The sequence below is a fragment of the uncultured Tateyamaria sp. genome, assembly GCF_947503705.1.
Taxonomy (GTDB): Bacteria; Pseudomonadota; Alphaproteobacteria; order Rhodobacterales; family Rhodobacteraceae; genus Tateyamaria.
Window position 1 is genome coordinate 91,865 of record NZ_CANNES010000014.1, and the last position, 19,697, is coordinate 111,561.

Genomic DNA, 19,697 nt, shown 5'->3' on the forward strand with positions numbered 1-19,697 from the left:
TAATTTAATGACTGTCGGGGTCAGCTATCCGACTGACTTCATATAGTTCGATTGGCAAGCCGTCCGGGTCTGCGAAAAAGGTAAAGCGTGATCCGGTGTTGGGATCGACGCGAATGGCCTCAACCGCGACGCCTTTGGCCGCGAGCGCATGGATTGTCGCGTCAATGTCCGTGACCCGGAAGGCCAGATGGCGCAACCCGCAGGCTTCGGGCGTGGACGGGCGTGCGGGCGGGTCGGGGAAGCTGAACAGTTCCAACTGACCACCGCCGGGGATTTGCAAGTCCAGCTTCATGGAGTGCCGGGCCGCCCGGTGGGTTTCGGCAATGATCTTGAGGCCAAGGATCTCGGTGTAAAACTGCTTGGACCGGTCATAATCGCTGACGATGAGGGCCACGTGGTGAAAACCGTTCAGCATCCAGAATGCGCCCCTTGGATTGTGGTGGATAGCAACAGGCCATCGCCGCCGCGCGGGCCGTTGCCAAGCCTGCATTTCTCACCTACCAAATAGAGGATGTGCGCCAGGTTCAAGATATACAATATACTCGTTGCGGCGGTCATGAGCCTGACCGTGACCCCCGTTCTTGCCCAGGACGCGCCTTGGCCCGATATCCTGATTGACCCGTCGGCGCGGCTGCATGGGGATGCTGATCTGATCCTGCCCATGGGCTGCGGCGGTGCGATGGCCTTTCAGCGGGTCGATGTGCCGGTCGACGTGAACAGCCCACTGGCCGACCGCCCTTTTCGGATGGGCCAATCCGATGCCACAACCGCCTTTTCCGACTACCTCAAACCCACCTATCTGCGCGGTGCGTTTGACGATCTGGAGGCCGGCGTCAGCTATTATTACATCGCCCGTTACGAGCTGAACGAGGCGCAGTACCGCGCGGTGAGGGGCGACTGTGATGCGCCGTTCAAGCCTATCGAGGCGCGGGCCAAAGGCGGTTTGACCTGGTTTGATGCGGTGGATGTGTCGCGTCGCTATACCGAATGGTTGATGGTGAATGCGCGCGATACGCTGCCGGCGGCGGGTGACCGGATCGGATTTCTGCGCCTGCCCACCGAACCCGAATGGGAATATGCCGCCCGTGGCGGCGCCCGCGCAGATGGGGCCACTTTTGCCGCGCGCCGCTTTTTCGCGGACGGCAGCCTGCCTGACTATGCCGCGTTTCGTGCGCCAGGCAGCGGCGGCGGCGGGCTGACCGTCATGGGCGGGCGTCGCGCGCCCAACCCCTTGGGTTTGATGGACATTTACGGCAATGCCGAAGAGCTGATGTTGGAACCTTTTCGCCTCAATGCCATTGGTCGCAGCCATGGCCAGACTGGCGGTCTGGTCACCCGTGGCGGGTCGGCGGACCTTGAAGATGCGCAGATCTACACGGCCAAACGCAGCGAATACCCGCTGTTCTCCAGCTTTTCCGGCCAGGCCCTCGCGGGCGAGTATTTCGGGATGCGTCTGGTTCTGACTGCTGTGGTTGTGTCGGAAGACCGCTATGAGCGTATTCGCGAGAACTGGGCCGAAGAGGCGGATCGCCCGTCGGATGCCGAAGCCGATCCCCTGGCCGCACTGGCCGCCTTGCTGGAAGAAGAGGTTGACCCCCGAAGACGCGATGCGCTGAGCGGGTTGCAACTGGAGTTTCGGGTGGCCCGGGAAGCCGCGGCGGAATCGTTGTTTCAGGCGGCGAAATCGACGTTGCTAAGTGGTGCCGCCTTTGTCGAGACATTGCAGGACGGCAATCTTGAGGTGCAACGCCTGACACGCGACAGCCTGGCGCTGCGCGACAGGCTGGCCCTGTTGCAAGGCTCGCAGCGCGAACAGATGATGCAGACGCTTGTCCTGAACGTGGACCGATTGACTGCCCTGCGTGACAGCGTCGACACGTATTTGTTGTCTTATCGTGCAACACTGGAAACGCTCGCCTCTGACGTTGAAGAGACCATGCGCGAAGAGGCCTATACCAGCCTTGTTCAGGATTTGGCCCAGGCCGAACAGACCCAATTGCTGACCATGCTCAATCGGTTTTGGGCGGATTTGCTGGTTTATGTGGAAACCCCCGATATGAGCAAAGGCGATCTATTGGCGCAGGCCATCAATTAGAATTGAAGCGCCCCGAATTTTTTCTCCAATTCTCGCTCACATTTTTTGTCACGTGCACTGAATACCCGACCCGCGTACCCCAATGGCAAGCAACCCTTGGCATCGGAGAGACAGAACATGGCACAGCATTTCGTAGCAAAATCGGTCAGTAGCGCGATCATCGCGACCCTCATGGTGACCACCAGTGTTGAGCGCGCAACCGCAGGTGGGGCTGAAGCTGCCCTTGGCGCCCTTGGCCTGTTGATGCTCAACGAGATTTCGCGGGGAAAGCCGCGGCCGAAACCTGGCTACAAGCCTGGTATGAGCGCTGTACAGCGCCAGCAGAACCGTGATGTGCAACATGCGCTGAACGCCTTTGCCTTTCCCGTCGGCGTCGCAGATGGTGTTCTGGGCAAGCGCAGCCGTGCTGCCATTGGCGACTACCAGGCCTATATGGGCTATGCCCGCACTGGTCAGTTGACAGAGGCCGAACGCAATATGCTCATCGGTGGATGGCAGGCGTTTCAACGGGGCGAGGGCAGTGCCTATCCTGCGATGATGGCCGCTGTTGGTCCGCGCGGGATGCTCAACGCCCAGCGTGACCCGGGCTTTCCCGCGCGCTTTGGCGATCGGGCGGGCGGGAGCTATGACCTTGATGGCACATGGGACAATGAGCCGTTTTTACCTCAACCGGAACGTCAGGCGGACGGTTTGATCCCTGATTTGCAGGCCCGTGATCAGGCCTCGACTTCTGCTGCGGCCCGGTGCGAGCTGGTGGTTCAGACAACGCGCATTCAGGGTGGCGTTGTGCCCGCCGTCAACATGACCAACCCCGATCAGGCGCTGAGCGAAAAATTCTGTGACGCCCGCAGCTTTGCGATTACGCAAAGCGGTTCAGTTGCAGCAGGCTTTCAGGTGTCTGACGCGGAGCTGGAGGTTCATTGCCAAAGCATTACCACCGGCCTTCAGTCCGTTGTGGCGGCCCTGCCTGACACCCAGCCTGCGCAAGTTGCGCGCATGGCCCAAACGGCTGGCGCAAGTCGGGGGCTGAGCGATCAGACAATGACGATGACCTATGGTCAGATTTGCTTGGGCCTCGGCTATCGGTTGGACAATGCGGAGATGGCGTTGGCTGGTGCCCTTGTGATGATGGGCACGGGGGCTGAGCCCTATGCCGAAGTGGTGGGCCATCACCTGCGCGAAGGGTTTGGAGTGCCCGCAGCCCCGGCCGCTGCGGTCCACTACTACACCTCTGCCATCACGGCGTTGCAGGAGGGGGCGACCGCGGCCTTTGAACCCAGCACGACGCCGGAACGGGTTCAAGTCATTCGTGCGGCCCTGCAACTGAGCGCACAGCGCGCGGCAACCGGAGGTGTGCGGCCCGCCACGTTGGCCCCTGTCAACGCGACATTGACGCCCCTCGCACCGGTTCAGCATTAAGCGGCGGACCATCTGAAACGGGCGGTCTTTGTGGCCGCCCGAATTGATTCGCACTTGGGTGGATCATTCAATTCACTGGCTTCCTGAAATAGGGGTGCGGCGTGGAAATAGCTTAATATCTACAATTTCACATGGCCAAAGACCGAGCCAAAGAATGAAATCACAAATTTTGTAACGTGCATCGTGTAAAGACTCCTGCTAGGTTTTTTGATAAGACGGCGGGATATGTACGGAGATTTTTAAGATGAAGCGTCAACTTGTGACACAACCCATCATTGTTGGAATGATTGCGGCTCTTGCGATGACATCGGGCACGCAACGTGCCGAAGCGGACCTGGGCAAGGCGCTTGGCGTTCTAGGTGGCGCGGCGATCCTTGGCTGTGCGACCGGCGCACTGAATTGCAAAGGCAACCGATCCAAGTCCCGCAGCACGGCCCCACGGTCGTCGGGCATCAGCCAGGCCCAACGTCAGCAAAACCGCGACGTTCAAAGCTCTCTCAATGCATTCGGGTTTCCTGTGGGGGCTGTTGACGGCTCTTTGGGCAAGCGCAGCCGCGCCGCGATCCGCGACTATCAAGGGTACATGGGATATGCCCGCACCGGTCAGCTGACCGAAGCAGAGCGCAACATGCTTGTGGGCGGTTGGCAGCAGTTGAATGCGGGTGCCGGCAATGCCTACCCCCGCACGATGGCGGCCGTTGGTCCGCGGGGCCTGCTGAACATCCAGCGTGACCCGAACTTCCCGTCGCAATTTGGCGATCCGGTTCAGCGCAATTACGGCAATGGCTATGCGAACAATCAGGGCAACACCGGCACCTGGCAGAACGGCCAGCAATTCAACAATGCCGGCGTGCAGCCTCAGCCGCAACCGCAGCCGATCCAACCCCTGCCCCGTGCCAACCCGACGCCACAGCCTCAATTGGGCGCACTGCCCAAACTGGCACCGCTGAAGCCCATTGGTCAGGTCATCGTGTCGGCGGCATCCCGTTGTGAGCTGGTGGATCAGACAACCCGCATTCAGGGTGGCGTCATTCAGGCGTCGAACATGACAGACAGCAACCAGGCGCTGAGCGAAAAGTTCTGCGAAGCACGCGGTTTTGCGATCACGCAGGGCGGGTCTGTCGCATCTCAGTTCCAAGTGTCGGAGACCGAGCTGGAAGCGCTTTGCGCACAGATCAAGACCGGGTTCGAGCCCGTTCTGGCCAGCCTCGCCGATACGCCACAGCCTCAGGCGATTGCCACGGCCAAGACCACTGCTGCGGGCCTGGGTCTGACCGATCCTGCGACAACGGCCGCTTATGGCCAGATCTGCATGGGCATCGGCTACCGTCTGGATAACGCCGAGATGGCCCTGTCGGGTGTCATGGCGATGCTGGCGGCGGATCAGGCGCCCTATGGTGAAATGGTCGGCCATCACCTGCGTGAAGGTTTTGGTGTAACGGCGTCTTCGTCGGCGGCTGTCCCTTACTATCAGTCGTCCATGGCCGCCCTTGAGCAAGGAGCAACCCCTGCATTTGTGCCCAGCACCACGTCGGAGCGGATCCAGGTCATTCGTGCAGCATTGCAGCTGGATGCCCAGCGGGCTGGCAACACCGGCCAGTTGCCCAATCTGATCAAAACGTCGGCAACACTGCCTGCGTTGCAGCCGGTCCAGCAATAAGCGTCTCGTCAGTTCTATCTGAACAACAACGGGCGGCCCTTGGGGTCGCCCGTTTTCGTTTGGCCCTGGTCCGGTGTCAGGACCTTAACCGCCCCCGATCAGCAGAAACGGTGCCCACATCGACGGGTGCGCATGGGGCAATGCCGCGCCGTCCCGCGATGTATCCTGGGCCAGTTTGGCCATGGCGGCCCTGAGCGCTTCGGCCTTGCTGGCCCCACCCGTTTGCGACGCGATCACTGTTTCGGTCACAAGCCGCTCGGCGGCCAGATCGTCAACCCGCCAGTGCGACACCAGAAGGTTGCGCGCGCCTGCCGCCAGGAACCCTTGCGCCAGCCCGCCGACACCGTCGCCGCCAAACCCCTCGTCACCGGCCGTGTCACAGGCAGACAGGATCACCCATTCGGCATTCAGGTTCAGTTGTGCAGCCTCGGTCGCGGTCAAAAGCCCATCGCGCAAGGGGGTGTCCGTCCCCGGTTCGGGCGTAAAGGCAAGGGCCGGTTCCGACAGCCCGTCAAAGGCCCCGCCAAGCAGGCCGTGGGTGGCGAAATGCAGCACGTCGATATTGTCGAATGCGCCTCGCGCGCTGAGGTAGCGCAACCGTGTTTCGGTCGCATCCGCGTCCAGAAACATCAGGCTGTTATGGGTGTCAAAAACCTGCGACATGGCCTGCACTTCACGCCGGGTGCCGGGCAGTCGGGGCAAGGCACGCAAGGCACTGGCCCGGTCCGCCCCGCTGCTGCGCAAGAGCGTCCCGACCGGGGGCAGGCTCCCGCCCTGCGCGCCCGCAAAAGCCGGATCGCCAAACCCCACATAGCTGAGCCGCGCCGTATTCGTGCGTCGTTGCTGTTGCCGTTGGCGCAAGTCGGCCAGACCCGCCACCGATGGCACAACCGTCAGGGCCCGTTCGTGTCCCAACCAGCGCACGGCACGTAGGTCGTCGGCACTGCGCATCCGTTGGGTAGGGTCGCCGGGGTCATCCACGATCAGCGCCGGAAACGGCAAGCTGAGGGTGTTGCCCATCGGGATGAGGGTCCATTCGGGCTTGTCCTGGATCAGGTGCGCAATCTGCGGCGCGCCGAAAAAGGCGTCGTGCAGCGCCTTGGCCTCTTCAAAGGCAAAGGCGGCGGTCAGCCGGGCCGTCGCCGCAGGCCCCGTGTTCTGGACATTGGCCAAGGGCGCGCGCGTTGCGCCACCGGCACTATCGGGCGGATCGAGGAAATGGTGCAGAAACCCGATCCCTTGGCTGAGCGCAAAAGTGGGCAAGTCCAATCCCGCGAGGGCCGCGCCGTCCTGGGTGATCGCCAACACCAGACCGTGAAAGGCGTCGTCCCCCGTGCTGTCAAACAGGGTGGAGGGCAGGATCATGATCAACGCCTCATCGGCATGGATCATCGTATCTTGCACCTGTTCGAGCGGCAGGGGCACGGGCATCTGACCGCTAAGAAAAGCGGGTAGTCGCGCGTCAAGCGCTTCGCCCAAGGCGATCTCTTCTCGGGTGCCAGGTACGGCGTTGATCCACCGATCAAAGAGCGGCCCGAGCGGCGAGGCCTGCACCCGTTTGCGCAGGGTGGCCCGTGCAACGGCGGCCGACGCGGGCCCATAGCTTGACATTTGCAAGGCCTCAAAAGCGGCAGGAGCATAGGCGTTTTGCTGTGATATTGGCAGGGCACGGGCAGCTTGCCAAACGGCCATGGCGTATTTCTGGCCGTAAATCCGCCCCTCGACTGACGTGGCCCCCTGCCCTTGCAAGGCGGATTGCCAGTGGGTGCGTTCGATCAGCGCAAGCACTTCGTCCACGCCGTTCTGAAACACGCCCAATGCCTGCTCGTACTGCCCTGCACTGATGAAGTAGGACCCCAACTGTTCCAGGATCAGATAGTTGATCTCGGGGTTCAGCGGCCGACCGGCATCGCGCAGGGCCGCCTGTTCTTCCAGAATGGTGCGCAGAACGGCGAGGGCCTCGGGGTGCCGGTTGGCGCGCGTGAGGATATCGACATATTCGGTCATCCCCGTCACAGCGTTCAGCGGCGACATGTGCCTGCGGGCATGGTTTGCCAGCTTGCGCAAAACCTCGACATCTTCGGCGCTGGGGGTCTTGTCGGCTTCGGTCCCGTCCCAAAAGACGGGTGTATCGCCAAAGGGTGCCCAAGTGGCTTCGGCGGCAATCTCGCTGCGCTTGGAGTAAATCCAGATGGATTTGGCAAAAAGGGTCTGGAAATGATCGGGCCCCAAATCCCGCTCCAGGATCGGAATGGCGGCGCTTAGCGCCCAGTGGATCGTCGGGAAATCGGCCCGGTAAGTGGAATAGAAATCGGCGATGGTGACCAGCAGCAAACCGGCACGCACCTGCGGAATGACCGGATTTTCCGCGATATGGCCCAAAGCCGCAAAGAGCGCGTCGTCATAGGCGTCGATCTGACCTGCCTCAAGCAACCGGGCGGCCCGAACCTCCATCTGGTTGAGGGCAAAGATCGCGTCGATTTCTGCGTTGAAGGCGGCGCTTGGCAGGTCTTGCTGTGCAGTTGACATGGCCCCCCAACCCAAGGGGACCATCAGCGCCAAAAGCGTGAAAAACCGTGTCATTGACCGTCGCATGTGGTTCGCAGGGATTGTGGGATCATAATCGCCACACGGCCCGCGCCCGTCCCCGCATTGATGACCTGCAACGTCACATCAAGACAGGATTGGGGCGCAAACTGGATCAAGGCCCCGGCCCCTTCGGTTCCGGTGCCGGGGTCGCTGTCCTGGGCCAGAACCGTGCCATCCTGTGCGCGCAGAGTGATGTCGATATCGGCCCCGTCCGCACCCCGCCAAAGCCGTGCCTCGATCCAGGTGATTTCATCGGCAACCAGTCGCAAAGGGGCCTGGTGGGTCTGGCCGGGCCCCAAGGTCAGATCAACGCGTGGGGTGCCGCCGAACTGGCCCCGGGCGCGGGTCGCCAGCACCTGATCCGCCAGTCGTTCACCACCCGGCAAGGCCCGCAGACCGGCGATCAGAGGCAAAGCGGAAAACGGGTCGTCCGCCACCAGAGTGCCACCCTCTTGCACATAGACGATCAGGTTGTCCGACAGGGCCGCCGCATTCCCCGCCTCCAACGCCCAATGCGCAAGGGTCCATGCGCTGTGACGCAGCTCGCTTGCGCGGCTGTCCAATGCGCCGCACATCAGGGTCAATGCCAGCATCCCAAACCACAGGCTATTTCTGGGGATCGGCAAGGGCACCTCCGTCTGTGTCGGGTCTGGTCAACAGCGGCAGGGTCCACCCGCCGCTTTGTTCCCGGATAGTCTGGTCAATCGACCGGCGGTTGGCCAGACCAAATCCGGCCTGCGCCAGCACGGATGACAGAGTTTTGACGGGTGCGCTGCGTGTCTCGGGCGGGGGTCGCAGCTGTTGAAGGTAACGCAGGTCAAAAGGTGTTTGCCCCGGCTTGCCCCGCTGCGCAAAGAGCGCCAGATGCATCTGCCCGGTGGCCACGGTTTGGCCGTCGGGTGCGCGCGTCGCTTCGGTATAGCGGAGCGTGCGGGTACCCCCCGCCGGGATGCGCCAGCCCCCTTTCTCCGATCCGTCAAAGCCGGTGAGGAAATAGACCTGAAAATCCGAAGCGAGGTAAAAGACCGACACGTCGATGGGCCAGGGATTGTCGTTGCGCAGGGTCAGCGCAACGGTATCACAATGCTCGATGGTGGGCGGGTGCAGAGCCGCTATGTCGATGCGCTTTGCGGGGCCAACCGGCTTGCACCCGCCTGTTCCGTCGTCGATGCCCGGTTGCACGGAGAGGTCCACATCGAGCGCTTGGGCCAATGCGCTGTCGTTCAACGTAACGGCGGCGGCCAGCAAGGCCCGTGTTTTGATCATGCGCCGCAAGGTGTCCGCGAGGGCGGGGATGGCATCGGGGCGGGCCGGCAGGTCAAGCACCTGCGCGGCCCCTGGATCAACCGGGCGCAGACCAAGTGTGCCGCCTGTGCTGGCGATCTGAACGTCGGGTGTGTCGTCATCGTGCCGCACTGCCGGGGCGAGGGTTTTGATCATGGCCTCGATCGCGGGCCTCAGCCCGTCATCCTCGGCCCCCAGGTTCAGGCCGACAGACAGCGTTGTATCCAGCGGCATCGACACCACACGCCCCACCAGCGTGGGCGCACGGTCGGCCAGCCACCGGCTGCGGAAACGCGCCGGGTCCAACTGCTCGGCCCTCAGCAGGGCGTCGAGGGCGGGGGCCTGGCCTGTGGGCAAGGGCGCTTGGGCCTGTGTCAAAGAAACCTGTGTCACGGTCACGTCGAACAGTGGATTGCCTGCCTGATCCTTGATCTCGATCACGGCCCCGGGGCGCAGACCGTCAACATGCCCGGCCTTCACCGTGATACCCTCCGCCACTTCGAGGCCAAAAGTGCGGTCTGTTTGCGCTGTCCCGGCAAAAACGTGAGGCGCCCCGACGGCACCGTCAAAAGCAGGCTCTGACAGCCCGCCCCCTGTTTGCCAAAGCTGCGCGGTCATCAGTCGTGCCAGATCGGCATAGGTCTGTGCACGCCCTGTGCGCAGGGCATGTGCGAGGCTCCACGTCATCAGGCCATGCGCGGTATCGGCCCCGGCAGGGGTCGTTTCATAGGCCAGCGCACCGGGGGCGGCGGCATAAAAACCGATAAACTGTCCGGCGCGGGTGGTGCTGTTGGTCTGAATGTCGATGGGTGGATCGGCCCCTGCGGTCACAGTTGGAACCAATGCGACAAAGCGGGGCACGGCCCTATTGCCGACGCTGCGTCGCAAGCTGCCGGAATGGCAGGTGTCCGCAATCAGCCAGACATCGGCACCGGCGGCAATCATCTGATCGACCCGCGCCCCGATTTCGTCATCGCGGATCATGTTGCGGAACCCGCCCCCCGGCAGGATTTCAAAGTCGGTGGGCAGGAAAACCTCATCCAGCCCGTCCGGTTCGGTTGTGTCTATGGCCACCGGCACCTGCGCACCGTGCCCCGCGAGATAAAGGGTGATATGATCGTCGGGTGTTGCGGTGCGGGCCAGTTCGTCGAGTGCACGCAGGATGTTTGCGCGGGTTGGCCTGTTTTGCGCATCCTGCCCGTCGCTGAGCACTGTCATGTTTTGCGCGGCTACGCCCGCCCCTGCAAAGATATCAACCATCAAGGCCACGTCATGGACGGGCCCTGCCAGCGGACCGGCCAGGGCGGTCACTTCGGGTGCGTAATCCGTGACACCGATCAGCAAAGCCCGGTGTTCGGCCCGGCTGACGCCCGGCCAGAGCAGACAGAGCATCACAAGGTACAGGACGCCCCTCATGGAGCGGCAGGCGCCAGTTCAATGACGACCCATCCCGAACCTGATGCTGTGCCGTCAAGACGCAGCACCTCATCGTCAGGTACAAAGCCGCAGATCTGGGCCATTCCCCGTGGCGTACAGGGTTTGTCCGGCCCGCCCGATGCGGCCCTCAGCAGCACACCGCTTGTTGCCAGCACTCGGATCGTGCGGGTGTCCGGCAGGCGGATACGGGGTTGAAACGGTGCAATCCAGACCTGGGGCGTATCGGGTTCTGAGGCGGTTTCGATAGCGGCGAGCCGCGCGCCCAAGGCTTCGTTGCCGCGCAGAAAGAAACGCGCTTCAGCCAAGAAATCGGCGCGTGCGGTGGCACTGTGCGAGCCGATCAAATCATAGCTTGCCATGGCCTCCAGCGCTGCGATGATCATGGCGGGGTGTTGGTTTTGCAGCCCGGCCTCTGCCATTGTCAGGGCCGCCGCCACATCGCGGGCGGCACGTTCGGCCACCGCCGGAAGCGTCAGGGCGAAGATCAGCGTCAGGGCAATCGCGGTACTTTTTATCATGCGGTCATCTCGATTTTTCCGGCAAGTGTCGCGGTGACCTGTGACGGATCGGTGGGGTCGGGGCCAAAACTTGCATCCAGCCCGTGTTTGTCGGCAATCGCCTGCACAAGGGCCAGACCCAGCCCATGCCCCGTGAGGCTGCCATGCCCCTGCCCCTGGGCATAACGGTCAAAGGCCGTTTCGCCAAAACCATGTGACAGGGTCGCGGTGTTGGTCACGCGCAGCTCGAACCGCCCGTCTTGTGCGCTCAGATGAACGTGCACGTCAGACCGCGGGCTGGCATATTTCGCGGCATTGGACAGAAGGTTCGAAATCATGAGTTCCAGCAGATGCGTGTTGCCGGTGATTTGGGGTGCGGGATCAATATCCATGACGAGGCGGCGCTCTTGCTGTTCGATGTCATGTTCGAAATCGTAACACAGGTCTTCGAGGACCGCGCCAAGGGCCACGCCAGGTGTCATCGTAACTTCGGCATCAGCCTGGAGGCGAAAGAGCTGCATCACGGTTTGCAGCCGCGCATCCGCGCCGTCGATGTTCTGGTCGATGCTGCGGGCCAGATCGGCGCGGGCGTCGGAGTCAGATTCGCGGACCACTTTGCGCACGCCGCTGCGGATGGTTTGCAAAGGCGTGCGCAATTCGTGGGCCAGATGGGCGGACAAGGCCCGCAAATCCTCGAATAGCGCATCAAGGCGCGGCAGGACCACGTTCAGATGGCCACCCAGTTCGCGCAATTCGGGGCTGGGCGTTTCATCCTCGAACCTTATGCCGGTTTCACCTCGGGAATAACGATCAAGCAGGGCGTTGATCCGCGCGACACTGCGCCGGTAATGCTGCCAATGCAGGCCTTGCAAGAACGCCATGAACGCACAGACCGACAGCGAAAGCGCCACGATGATCGCGATGGTGCGATAGGCCCGGCGCATTTCTAGGGTTGGGGCCTCAAGGCCAAAGGTCAGGGCCACATCACTCATGGGCAAAGGCCAGTCGCGCGCCGCCGTGGCCACGTCCACGATCTGCAGGCGATAGCCGATGTCGTCGTGCCGGATACGGTCGGTCCCGGCTTGAAAGGCAGCGGCAATGCCGGGCGCAGTTTCCAGCAGCAAGCGTTCCGTGTCGCCGCGCTTTTGCCAGAGAGCCACGTCCAGCCGGTCGGCCCCCGGCTGAACCACGGTGCGCGCGGTATCAAAGGCGGCCGCCAGCCCGCTGATCCCGTCTTCTTCCAGCACCCGGAGCAATTGCGCTTCGATGGTCTGGACCATTTGCCGGTCGGCCCGTTGCGCCGCCACATAGACCGACAGGCAAAAGGCGGTTGTCAGGATCAGGGCCGCGGCGAGTGTCACGTAAAACAGCATCTGCCCCGAAAGGCCGCGCCTGACCTTTGTTGCAAAGGCGGATGTCACGCGCGCGCATCCCGGGCGGCAGGTAAGCGCAGCAGCAGTTCGGGGCGAAACACATAGGCATCGCCGTGGGTGCCGAGGAAATCAACGTAGTCTTCGCCCCGTTCTTTCAGCGCGGCCTTGAGGTCACGGACCAGCCGGTGCCGTGCAGCGGTGACAGGGTTTGAGCCCACATCCATGAAGGTTTTTTGCCAGACATCGAGGTAAATCATCCGCTTGGGGATCATCAGATCAGCGCGTTCCGCCAGATAGATCAGCATGTCACATTCCTTGGGGCGCAGGTCGATGCGGGTGCCGCGCCAGCGCACCAGCCGATCCTTGCGACTGATCTCAAGCGGGCCAAAGACCATGGTTTCGGCCACCACGAAGGGCCGCAGAAGCACCTGAACCCGGGCGCGCAACTCGTCCTCGTGTACGGGTTTGCAGATATAGTCGTCGGCACGCGCGGTTTGCAGCCCGCGAATGCGCTCTTCGATGGAATCGAGGGCGGTGAACAACAGGGCCGGTGTGCTGATCCCCAGATCGCGCAGTTGCGCAATAAAGCTGAGCCCGTCCCCATCGGGCAGGCCCCGGTCAACCACCAGCGCGTCAATCGGTCCGGCCTCGAAGCGGGCATGGGCTTCGGCCAGGGTACTGACCCGCTGGGCATCCATCCTTGCGTCTTTCAGCACCGCAACGGCCCAATCGCCGATCTCGTCCTCGTCCTCGACCACAAGAATACGGGGCGGATGGGCTGCCTGTTTCAGGGTCTGAACGCGGGTCAGGAATTCCTCGGCATTGGCTGTCGTTTCCATCACGTCGGCGGCCCCCTGGGCCATCAGCGCATCGCGTCGGGCCCGAAAGCTGATCCCGTGAGAGAGTGCAAATAGCACAAGGACCTGTGTGTCCGGCCCTGCGATGTCAGCCAACAGTCCATCGGCTTCGGCATCGCTCATCTCTTGGGCGTCCAGCACCACAACCGGTGCGCCGCTGTCGTCACTGACATGCAGGCCATGGTTGTTCAGAACTGCAATTCGGGCTGCGCGCGTCATGGGGTCGCCGCCAAGATAGGTCACATCGAAATCCGTCATTGGAACGTTGGCTCCTCTTTGGGTCAATTGGCGCTGATCAGCTCTGAGGTGTCAATCATGTGCGTATTTGGCATCTGCCTATTTGCCTTGAGGGGGAGCGGGGCGTGAATGGTTTGCTTGGCCAAAAGGGTTGCGGCCTCATAGAGCTGCACCTTGCCTTTGAAATCGGCAAAGCGGCGCATGTCCCGCAGTTCGCTGCGGGTGGCGGGCGCGCCGATGGTTTCAAAGGTCTCGGCCGTCAGCCGCATATCATGGCGGCGCACAGACATGTCGAACCCCGGCAGGCCGCCTAACTGCGTGACCAGGGCCTCGCTCAGGATCTCGCCCTCACCGATCAAGCCAAAGAGGGCATGCAATGCGCGTCCGATCGACGGGCCACGACGCTTGATCCGTGCCTTGTGCGGCGGGCGGGCGCTGCCGGTGCCAAGAACGGTCAGGTCGATCCCGGTTGCGCCCTGGGCCATGGCCAAGCGACTGGCCAGGTAAGAGGGATCGTTGAACAGGCTAAAACCGCCATCTGCCAATAGCGTCGGGCCAACCCTATCCAACGCCATCTCGACCGGTGAAAACAGGCCCGGTGCGGCGGTGCTGGCGCGCAGGACCCGCGCCAGCGGCTGCGCCTCTGTGCAGATTTCAGCGCCCAGCAGGTTTGAGATGGGCGATTTCCGGGTGGTAAAGGCCAGCGGCGTGCCGCGGCCCAAATCCTTGACCATGATGGTCAAGTCGCATTCCAGTGCGCGCCGCTCCATCAGGCAGCCTCTGGTGCGGGCCTCGAAAAAACGTTCCATCAGGTCGCCGTCAAAAATGTCGTGGATCAAAGGCAGGGCCAACCGCTTGCGTTTGAACCCTCTGGGCACGTCGCGCAGGTAGAAATTGGCGATGTCTTGCGCGGGCAAGCCAAGGGCAATGCCTGCCGCGATCACGGCGCCCGTGCTGCTGCCTGCCACGGCATCGAAGCTGTCACAAAGCCGGTAATCGGCACCGTATGCCGTGCGGCCCAAGGCCTCGTAGCGCATCAATATGGCGGCGGGGATCACACCCAATAGGCCGCCCCCCGAAACCGATAAAAGGCGGGTGTTCATCATTCGTGTGTTTTCGAAATCAAGCATCGCGGTATTCCTTTGGAAAGTGACTTTCCCAAAGCCTAGAGAAAGCGCGCAAAGCCTTGAAATGACAGATTTTGTAAAGCGCTCTGAATGACAACTTCTATAATTGGCGATTGCCGACTTTAACGTTGACCCCCTCAACAAGGTGACGTTTACTCCACTGCAATTGAGGATATTCAGCGTATCATGCGTGGACTTTTCACATATGGCGGCAGTGCCCTTTTGGTGGGTGTCGTACTTTGGGCCGCAGCGGCCTTGTTGCCCGCCTGCGGTGTCGGCAACAGCATTGCCGCCCGCTGGATCGACTGGTGTCCCGTGAACAAAAGCGCAGCGTTGGATGCACAGATTGCAGTGCTGGCAGAAAAGAACCGGACGTTGGAACGCGCCATCCTGCAACGCGAGCGTGAATTGGCGCAAAAACAATGCGAGATCCCCGAATTGGCCCAGAATACCCCCGAAGAGATTGATCGCGACGCCTGGGATTCCGGACGCGTGAGCCTGCTTGAAGGGTGCTGGGATCTGGATTCCAGATTTGCCACCACAAACCAGAGCACCGGCGAGCAATCGACATATACCCAATGGACAATGTGTTTTGATGCCGACGGACGTGGCCGTGAAGAGATGCGTGCCAACAATGGCAACACGTGCAGCGGTGCCGTTCAAGCGGGGTTCGAGGGCGATGGAGCCTTGTCCATCGAAGAGCCAGGCGACCTGCAATGCAGCGATGGCGGCTATATTTACCGCCTCAGCAGCCGCTGCACCCTGAAAGACGACGGAAACGCCAGTTGTGTCGTGTCCCAACCGGAGGTCGGCGGGCGCACAACCGTTGAATTCCGCCGATCAGCGAGAGAGAACTAATGGCCGAGCATTTTCTGACCAAGACCCAGATTGACCTGCGCCAATGTCTTGAAACCGGTGGCGTTCTGACGATCGAGGCGTATCCCGCCTTGCTTGAGGCTCTGCGCAGCCACGCGGGCGAAGAGGCGGCACAGCTTTTTGCCGAACCACTGCTGAGCCGGGGCAATGATCAGGCCCCCCCGTCAGTGTCCTGGTACACCGAAGTGCAGGGGACGGCCCAACCCTTTGGCCGTCTGGACGAGGCACAGCAGGCCGCGCTGTCCGCCGAATTGAGCCGCCTTCTGCGCCCCGTGCGCGAGATGCTGGATCATGCGGATGATGGTGCGCTTGTGGCCAATGCGCTGAACATTTCCGATCCCAACGATGTCTGGTCGGTCGAGGGCGTGCCCGTCATCATCAATTGGGGGATGCTGCCCACGGATCTGCCGCGTGATGCCACGGCCCGCAGTCAGCATTATGCCAGAACCCTGGGTCGGTTTTTGCCGCTCGCCTCCGCCCCACCGGTGAGCGAGGCGGAACGCACCGCTTGGCGCAACCGACAGGCCACTGCGGCCCGGTCTGAGCCGCAAGAGGCCGCATCCGGGCCAGGTGTCGGCACAGCCGCAGGCGTTGCCGCCGGTGCTGGCGTGGCCGGTGTGGCGGCAGGTGCTGCTGTGGCCTCGGACACCTCGACCGCTGACGCTGACATTCCCCACACCACCACTCCGCCGCCTGCCGACAACCGGCGTGTGCCGCTTTGGGCTTGGCTGCCGCTGGTGCTGTTGCTGCTTATCGCGGGGGGCACACTGATCTGGCTGTTGATCCCGGGCAACCGCATCTTTCCCGATATGGCTGCCGACCGCGTGATCACCGACGAGGCGGCCCTTGCCACCGTGACCGACGTGAACCGCGCGCTCGAAGAGCGGTTGGCCACGCTCGAAAACGCGTTGGAGGGCGCGGTCTGTGTCGATGACGGCACGCTCATGATGCCTGACGGGCGCACGATCGAGGGTCTGACGCCACCCGATCCGCGTGACGCATCTGACATTCCCGGCGCTGTTCGCCCCGCCACGCGGACAGCGATCTTGCCACCCGATCCTGAGCGGGTGCAGGTCCCCGACAGCACCACGGCCCAGGAAACCAGCAGCCTGCTGGCCCATATCGAGGCGCGGACGGCCATCGTTCTGTCCCCCAATCCCGACGGCCTTAGCCTTGGCACCGGGTTTTTTGTCGGGCCTGACTTGCTGGTCACAAATTTCCATGTGATTTCCGCACCCGGTTCCGAGGGGATTTACGTTACCAATGCCACGCTTGGCGGTGTCAAAGAGGCCACGGTGCTCAAGACCATGGGGCCTTTCGACAGCACGGGCGGCGATTTTGCCCTGCTGCGGGTGCCGGGTGCCGATCAACCGGCCTTTACTCTGCTTGAGCCTGCGGAAAGCTTGCGGTTGCAGTCGGTCATTGCCGCCGGATATCCGGGCGACATCCTGCAAAGTGATGCGCAATTTCAGCGTTTGCGCCAGGGCGACATGGCGGCCATTCCCGAACTTGCCGTCACAGATGGCACTGTATCGGCGGAACAAAACTATGATGATCGCGCCCGTGTTGTGGTGCATTCTGCGCCCATTTCGACGGGCAATTCGGGTGGCCCGCTGATTGATATGTGTGGCCGCCTTGTGGGTGTGAACACATTTGTGAAAACGGGTGCGATGCGCAGCCTGAATTTTGCCCTGTCCAGCGGCGACCTCACCCGCTTTCTGGCCGATACGGGTGCATTGCCGCAGGTGGTGACCCAGAACTGTTCGCCACAGATCCAGCGGCCAATTGCGCCAGAGGCCTCTGCGGCCCTGCAACCCGAACCGGGCGCGCCTGCGCCGGAATTGCCCAGACTGCCCGCGCTCCAGCCAAAGTCTGAGTGAGCCGCAGCATGTCCGAAGCATTCCTCACCAACACCTCGACCCAAGGGCTGTCGCCGCTGGGCACAGCACCGCAGCGGTCTTTCGAGCTGATCTCGGGCACGGTACGCGACCAGTTGGGTGACCGGCACGCGGCGCTGTTTGCTGAACCAGTGGCCACGCAATATGGCGACCGCTTTGACTGGTATGCGGTGGTTGCGGGCAAACCGCGCGGGCTGGACACTCTGGATGAGACCGAGAAAGAGGCCGTCAAGGCGGACCTGGCCGGGTTGATCGCCGACATCCTTGAGCTGGGTCAGACCTATCTTGATCATTCGAACCCGGATGAACAGCGGCTTGGCGAGGCCTTGATCAATGCGGTGCGCTATCCCGGATCGGACTGCGTCTATGTCCTGAACGACGGCGAGATCACCCAGCCGGTCCTGTTGAATTGGGCGTGGACCTCGGACAGCCAGGCGGCTGTGACGGCAGACCTCAGCACGACCCAGGGCGCCACCCGCGCCCGCAAGGCAGCCACTGCCGCCAGAGTTGCCGCCGCCGCACCCGTTCCGCCACCACCGATGCCGGCCGAAGCCCCGGCGCGCGACGAACGGCGCAGCCCCTTCAGCTTGTGGTGGCTCTTGTGGTTGGGGTGGTTGCTGCTTCTTATCCTGATTGCTGCGATCCTCTATCTGATGATCGAAGCCTGTGCCTTGCGCTTGCCCGGTGTGCCCGGCAATTGCCCACCCCCCGGCCCGGTCGCATCCGCAAGCGAACGCGACACGATGTTCCTGCGCGACAGGATCGCCACGGTCGAACGCCAGATTGCCATCGCCGACCGCGCCTGCCAGCCCCAGGCTCAGGCCAGCCTTTTGCCGGATGCCGACGATGCCCGGTTGGCGGATCGCGGCGCGCGCGAGGGGGAGCTGACGATTTCCCTGTTCTGGGACACGCCCGCCGATCTTGATCTGCATGTTACCTGCCCCGGCGGTGCGACGATCAACTACAAGAATACAGCCGGGTGCGGTGGTAAGCTGGACGTGGACAGCAACCTGAACCAACGTACAGCCGTGGCTGATCCGGTCGAGAACATATATTTTGACACGCCCCAGGGCGGCCCCTATTCGATTCTGGTCAACCTCTACTCCCGGCACAACCAGTCTGGTCCGCAAAACTTTCGCGTCCGGGTGCGGCAGGGCGACAAGGTCGAAAACTTTTCTGGCCGCGTTGACCAAAACAGCAAGACCTGGACACAGAAGATCACCTATGGAAGGGGCAATTGATGCTGAGCGAGCGCAAGACACAGATCAGAACGCTGGCCAAACTGCGCAGTGAGATCACGCTGGTGCCGTTCAGCGGCATTCAGATGCTCGACTTTGGCTTTGACCTCAATGCGCTGGATCTGCGCCCGATGCGCTATATCGAACGCGTCACCAAAGAGCAGGACGGCGAAAACATCCTGACGCTGTTTCCCCTGTCCGGTGACGATGTGCGCGATGCTGATGTGCTGGACGCGCGCCGCGATGATGATGACGAATATTCGGTGCGTCCCGTGGCCGCGCTGGAGCCATTCCTGGAAAAATGGGTGCCGGTGCCGTTTCTGCGGGTCAAAAGCCAGCGGGGCCCGGCAGGCGAGTTGCAATATGACCCTGGCCCGTCCAGCTGGGCGCGGATGCGCACGGTGGAACTGGCCGAGCCTGACCCCATCAGCGGCCACACCCACCGCATTCAGATTGCCCTCGACACGGCCCTGATCGAGCAGCAGCAAGACACCAACTATGTCGTGCCCGAGACATCGGATGCCGAGAAATCCCGCGATTTCCGCCTTGTGTCGGAACCCAATGACATGGGCTGGTTCCTGCGCCGACCCGAGGCGGACGAGGACGGCAATGTATTAGATCACCAACGCTGGGTGTCGGACTGGCTCAAGGAGTTGTTCATCACCTTCAAGCGTGCCGAACGCCCCGGCCGCCGCTTTGCCGAAGAAGACCTGCCCCATCGCTTCGAGCACTGGGCCCGTTATCTGACCTATCTGCATATGGTGCAGACCGCCGTGACACCGCCAACGGTGCATTTCGTGAACACCGTCAGCCAGCGCGATGCGGTGACCCCCGTGAACGTGGACCTGGTGCTCGACGTGGGCAACAGCCGCACCTGTGGCATCCTCATCGAACAGTTCCCCGGCGAAACCCGGGTCGATCTGGCGCGATCCTTTCCCCTGGAAATCCGCGACCTCAGCCGCCCCGAGTTCCACTATTCCGGCCTTTTCCCCAGCCGGGTCGAATTTGCCGATGTGCGCTTTGGCGATGACCGCTATGCCAGCCGGTCGGGTCGGCGCAACGCGTTCATGTGGCCCAGTTTCGTGCGCATCGGCCCCGAGGCCGTGCGCC

Annotated in this window: 15 protein-coding genes; 7 read left to right on the plus strand and 8 right to left on the minus strand. The window is 62.4% G+C overall.

Annotated features, from left to right (window positions below):
- Positions 1–4 precede the first annotated feature (4 nt).
- Positions 5–415, minus strand: a complete 411-nt coding sequence (locus tag Q1A44_RS20645; RefSeq protein ID WP_299629062.1) for a VOC family protein — start codon at positions 413–415, stop codon at positions 5–7.
- Positions 416–556: 141 nt separating this feature from the next.
- Here Q1A44_RS20645 and Q1A44_RS20650 point away from each other — a divergent pair, with 141 nt between their 5' ends.
- The 3 genes from Q1A44_RS20650 to Q1A44_RS20660 all read left to right on the plus strand — a co-directional run bounded on the left by Q1A44_RS20650 (position 557) and on the right by Q1A44_RS20660 (position 5,174).
- Positions 557–2,095 carry an SUMF1/EgtB/PvdO family nonheme iron enzyme gene (locus tag Q1A44_RS20650; protein ID WP_299629064.1) on the plus strand — a complete coding sequence of 513 codons (1,539 nt, stop codon included), beginning with the start codon at positions 557–559 and terminating at the stop codon, positions 2,093–2,095.
- 117 nt (positions 2,096–2,212) lie between these two features.
- On the plus strand, positions 2,213–3,514 hold the full coding sequence (locus Q1A44_RS20655; protein WP_299629066.1) for a peptidoglycan-binding domain-containing protein: 1,302 nt from the start codon (positions 2,213–2,215) through the stop codon (positions 3,512–3,514).
- Between the two features lie 244 nt (positions 3,515–3,758).
- Entirely contained in the window at positions 3,759–5,174 is a 1,416-nt protein-coding gene (locus Q1A44_RS20660) for a peptidoglycan-binding domain-containing protein (RefSeq protein ID WP_299629068.1), read from the plus strand.
- Positions 5,175–5,258: 84 nt separating this feature from the next.
- On the opposite strand, the gene Q1A44_RS20665 is transcribed toward Q1A44_RS20660, so the two are convergent.
- The 7 genes from Q1A44_RS20665 to Q1A44_RS20695 are packed head-to-tail and all read right to left on the minus strand — an operon-like array spanning position 5,259 to position 14,578.
- A complete protein-coding gene (locus Q1A44_RS20665) occupies positions 5,259–7,757 on the minus strand; it encodes a CHAT domain-containing protein (RefSeq protein ID WP_299629070.1) in 2,499 nt (832 codons plus the stop codon).
- On the minus strand, positions 7,754–8,356 hold the full coding sequence (locus Q1A44_RS20670; RefSeq protein WP_299629072.1) for a hypothetical protein: 603 nt from the start codon (positions 8,354–8,356) through the stop codon (positions 7,754–7,756). The genes Q1A44_RS20665 and Q1A44_RS20670 overlap by 4 nt, the downstream gene beginning before the upstream one ends.
- A 13-nt stretch (positions 8,357–8,369) precedes the next feature.
- Positions 8,370–10,463, minus strand: a complete 2,094-nt coding sequence (locus tag Q1A44_RS20675) for a caspase family protein (RefSeq protein ID WP_299629074.1) — start codon at positions 10,461–10,463, stop codon at positions 8,370–8,372.
- Complete coding sequence (locus Q1A44_RS20680) at positions 10,460–11,002, minus strand: hypothetical protein (RefSeq protein WP_299629076.1); 543 nt, start codon at positions 11,000–11,002, stop codon at positions 10,460–10,462. The genes Q1A44_RS20675 and Q1A44_RS20680 overlap by 4 nt, the downstream gene beginning before the upstream one ends.
- A complete protein-coding gene (locus Q1A44_RS20685) occupies positions 10,999–12,354 on the minus strand; it encodes a HAMP domain-containing sensor histidine kinase (protein WP_299629078.1) in 1,356 nt (451 codons plus the stop codon). The genes Q1A44_RS20680 and Q1A44_RS20685 overlap by 4 nt, the downstream gene beginning before the upstream one ends.
- Before the next feature lie 44 nt (positions 12,355–12,398).
- Entirely contained in the window at positions 12,399–13,469 is a 1,071-nt protein-coding gene (locus tag Q1A44_RS20690; RefSeq protein WP_299629080.1) for a response regulator transcription factor, read from the minus strand.
- 23 nt (positions 13,470–13,492) lie between these two features.
- On the minus strand, positions 13,493–14,578 hold the full coding sequence (locus Q1A44_RS20695) for a patatin-like phospholipase family protein (protein WP_299629082.1): 1,086 nt from the start codon (positions 14,576–14,578) through the stop codon (positions 13,493–13,495).
- 183 nt (positions 14,579–14,761) lie between these two features.
- On the opposite strand from Q1A44_RS20695, the gene Q1A44_RS20700 reads away from it, so the two are divergent.
- The 4 genes from Q1A44_RS20700 to Q1A44_RS20715 all read left to right on the plus strand — a co-directional run.
- Entirely contained in the window at positions 14,762–15,433 is a 672-nt protein-coding gene (locus Q1A44_RS20700; RefSeq protein WP_299629084.1) for a hypothetical protein, read from the plus strand.
- A complete protein-coding gene (locus tag Q1A44_RS20705) occupies positions 15,433–17,331 on the plus strand; it encodes a trypsin-like peptidase domain-containing protein (RefSeq protein WP_299629087.1) in 1,899 nt (632 codons plus the stop codon). The genes Q1A44_RS20700 and Q1A44_RS20705 overlap by 1 nt, the downstream gene beginning before the upstream one ends.
- Positions 17,328–18,590: a hypothetical protein gene (locus tag Q1A44_RS20710; protein ID WP_299629089.1), complete on the plus strand. Its 1,263-nt coding sequence runs from the start codon at positions 17,328–17,330 to the stop codon at positions 18,588–18,590. Before Q1A44_RS20705 ends, Q1A44_RS20710 begins: the two co-directional genes overlap by 4 nt.
- The coding region (locus tag Q1A44_RS20715) for a virulence factor SrfB (protein WP_299629091.1) at positions 18,590–19,697 on the plus strand (1,108 nt) is incomplete at its 3' end. The genes Q1A44_RS20710 and Q1A44_RS20715, both read left to right, overlap by 1 nt.

Bases quoted from the DNA above. Each gene is read 5' to 3' on its own strand.
- Q1A44_RS20645 (WP_299629062.1), bottom strand. From the start codon at position 415: ATGCTGAACGGTTTTCACCACGTGGCCCTCATCGTCAGCGATTATGAC.
- Q1A44_RS20650 (WP_299629064.1), top strand. From the start codon at position 557: ATGAGCCTGACCGTGACCCCCGTTCTTGCCCAGGACGCGCCTTGGCCC.
- Q1A44_RS20655 (WP_299629066.1), top strand. From the start codon at position 2,213: ATGGCACAGCATTTCGTAGCAAAATCGGTCAGTAGCGCGATCATCGCG.
- Q1A44_RS20660 (WP_299629068.1), top strand. From the start codon at position 3,759: ATGAAGCGTCAACTTGTGACACAACCCATCATTGTTGGAATGATTGCG.
- Q1A44_RS20665 (WP_299629070.1), bottom strand. From the start codon at position 7,757: ATGACACGGTTTTTCACGCTTTTGGCGCTGATGGTCCCCTTGGGTTGG.
- Q1A44_RS20670 (WP_299629072.1), bottom strand. From the start codon at position 8,356: ATGCTGGCATTGACCCTGATGTGCGGCGCATTGGACAGCCGCGCAAGC.
- Q1A44_RS20675 (WP_299629074.1), bottom strand. From the start codon at position 10,463: ATGAGGGGCGTCCTGTACCTTGTGATGCTCTGTCTGCTCTGGCCGGGC.
- Q1A44_RS20680 (WP_299629076.1), bottom strand. From the start codon at position 11,002: ATGATAAAAAGTACCGCGATTGCCCTGACGCTGATCTTCGCCCTGACG.
- Q1A44_RS20685 (WP_299629078.1), bottom strand. From the start codon at position 12,354: ATGCTGTTTTACGTGACACTCGCCGCGGCCCTGATCCTGACAACCGCC.
- Q1A44_RS20690 (WP_299629080.1), bottom strand. From the start codon at position 13,469: ATGACGGATTTCGATGTGACCTATCTTGGCGGCGACCCCATGACGCGC.
- Q1A44_RS20695 (WP_299629082.1), bottom strand. From the start codon at position 14,578: ATGCTTGATTTCGAAAACACACGAATGATGAACACCCGCCTTTTATCG.
- Q1A44_RS20700 (WP_299629084.1), top strand. From the start codon at position 14,762: ATGCGTGGACTTTTCACATATGGCGGCAGTGCCCTTTTGGTGGGTGTC.
- Q1A44_RS20705 (WP_299629087.1), top strand. From the start codon at position 15,433: ATGGCCGAGCATTTTCTGACCAAGACCCAGATTGACCTGCGCCAATGT.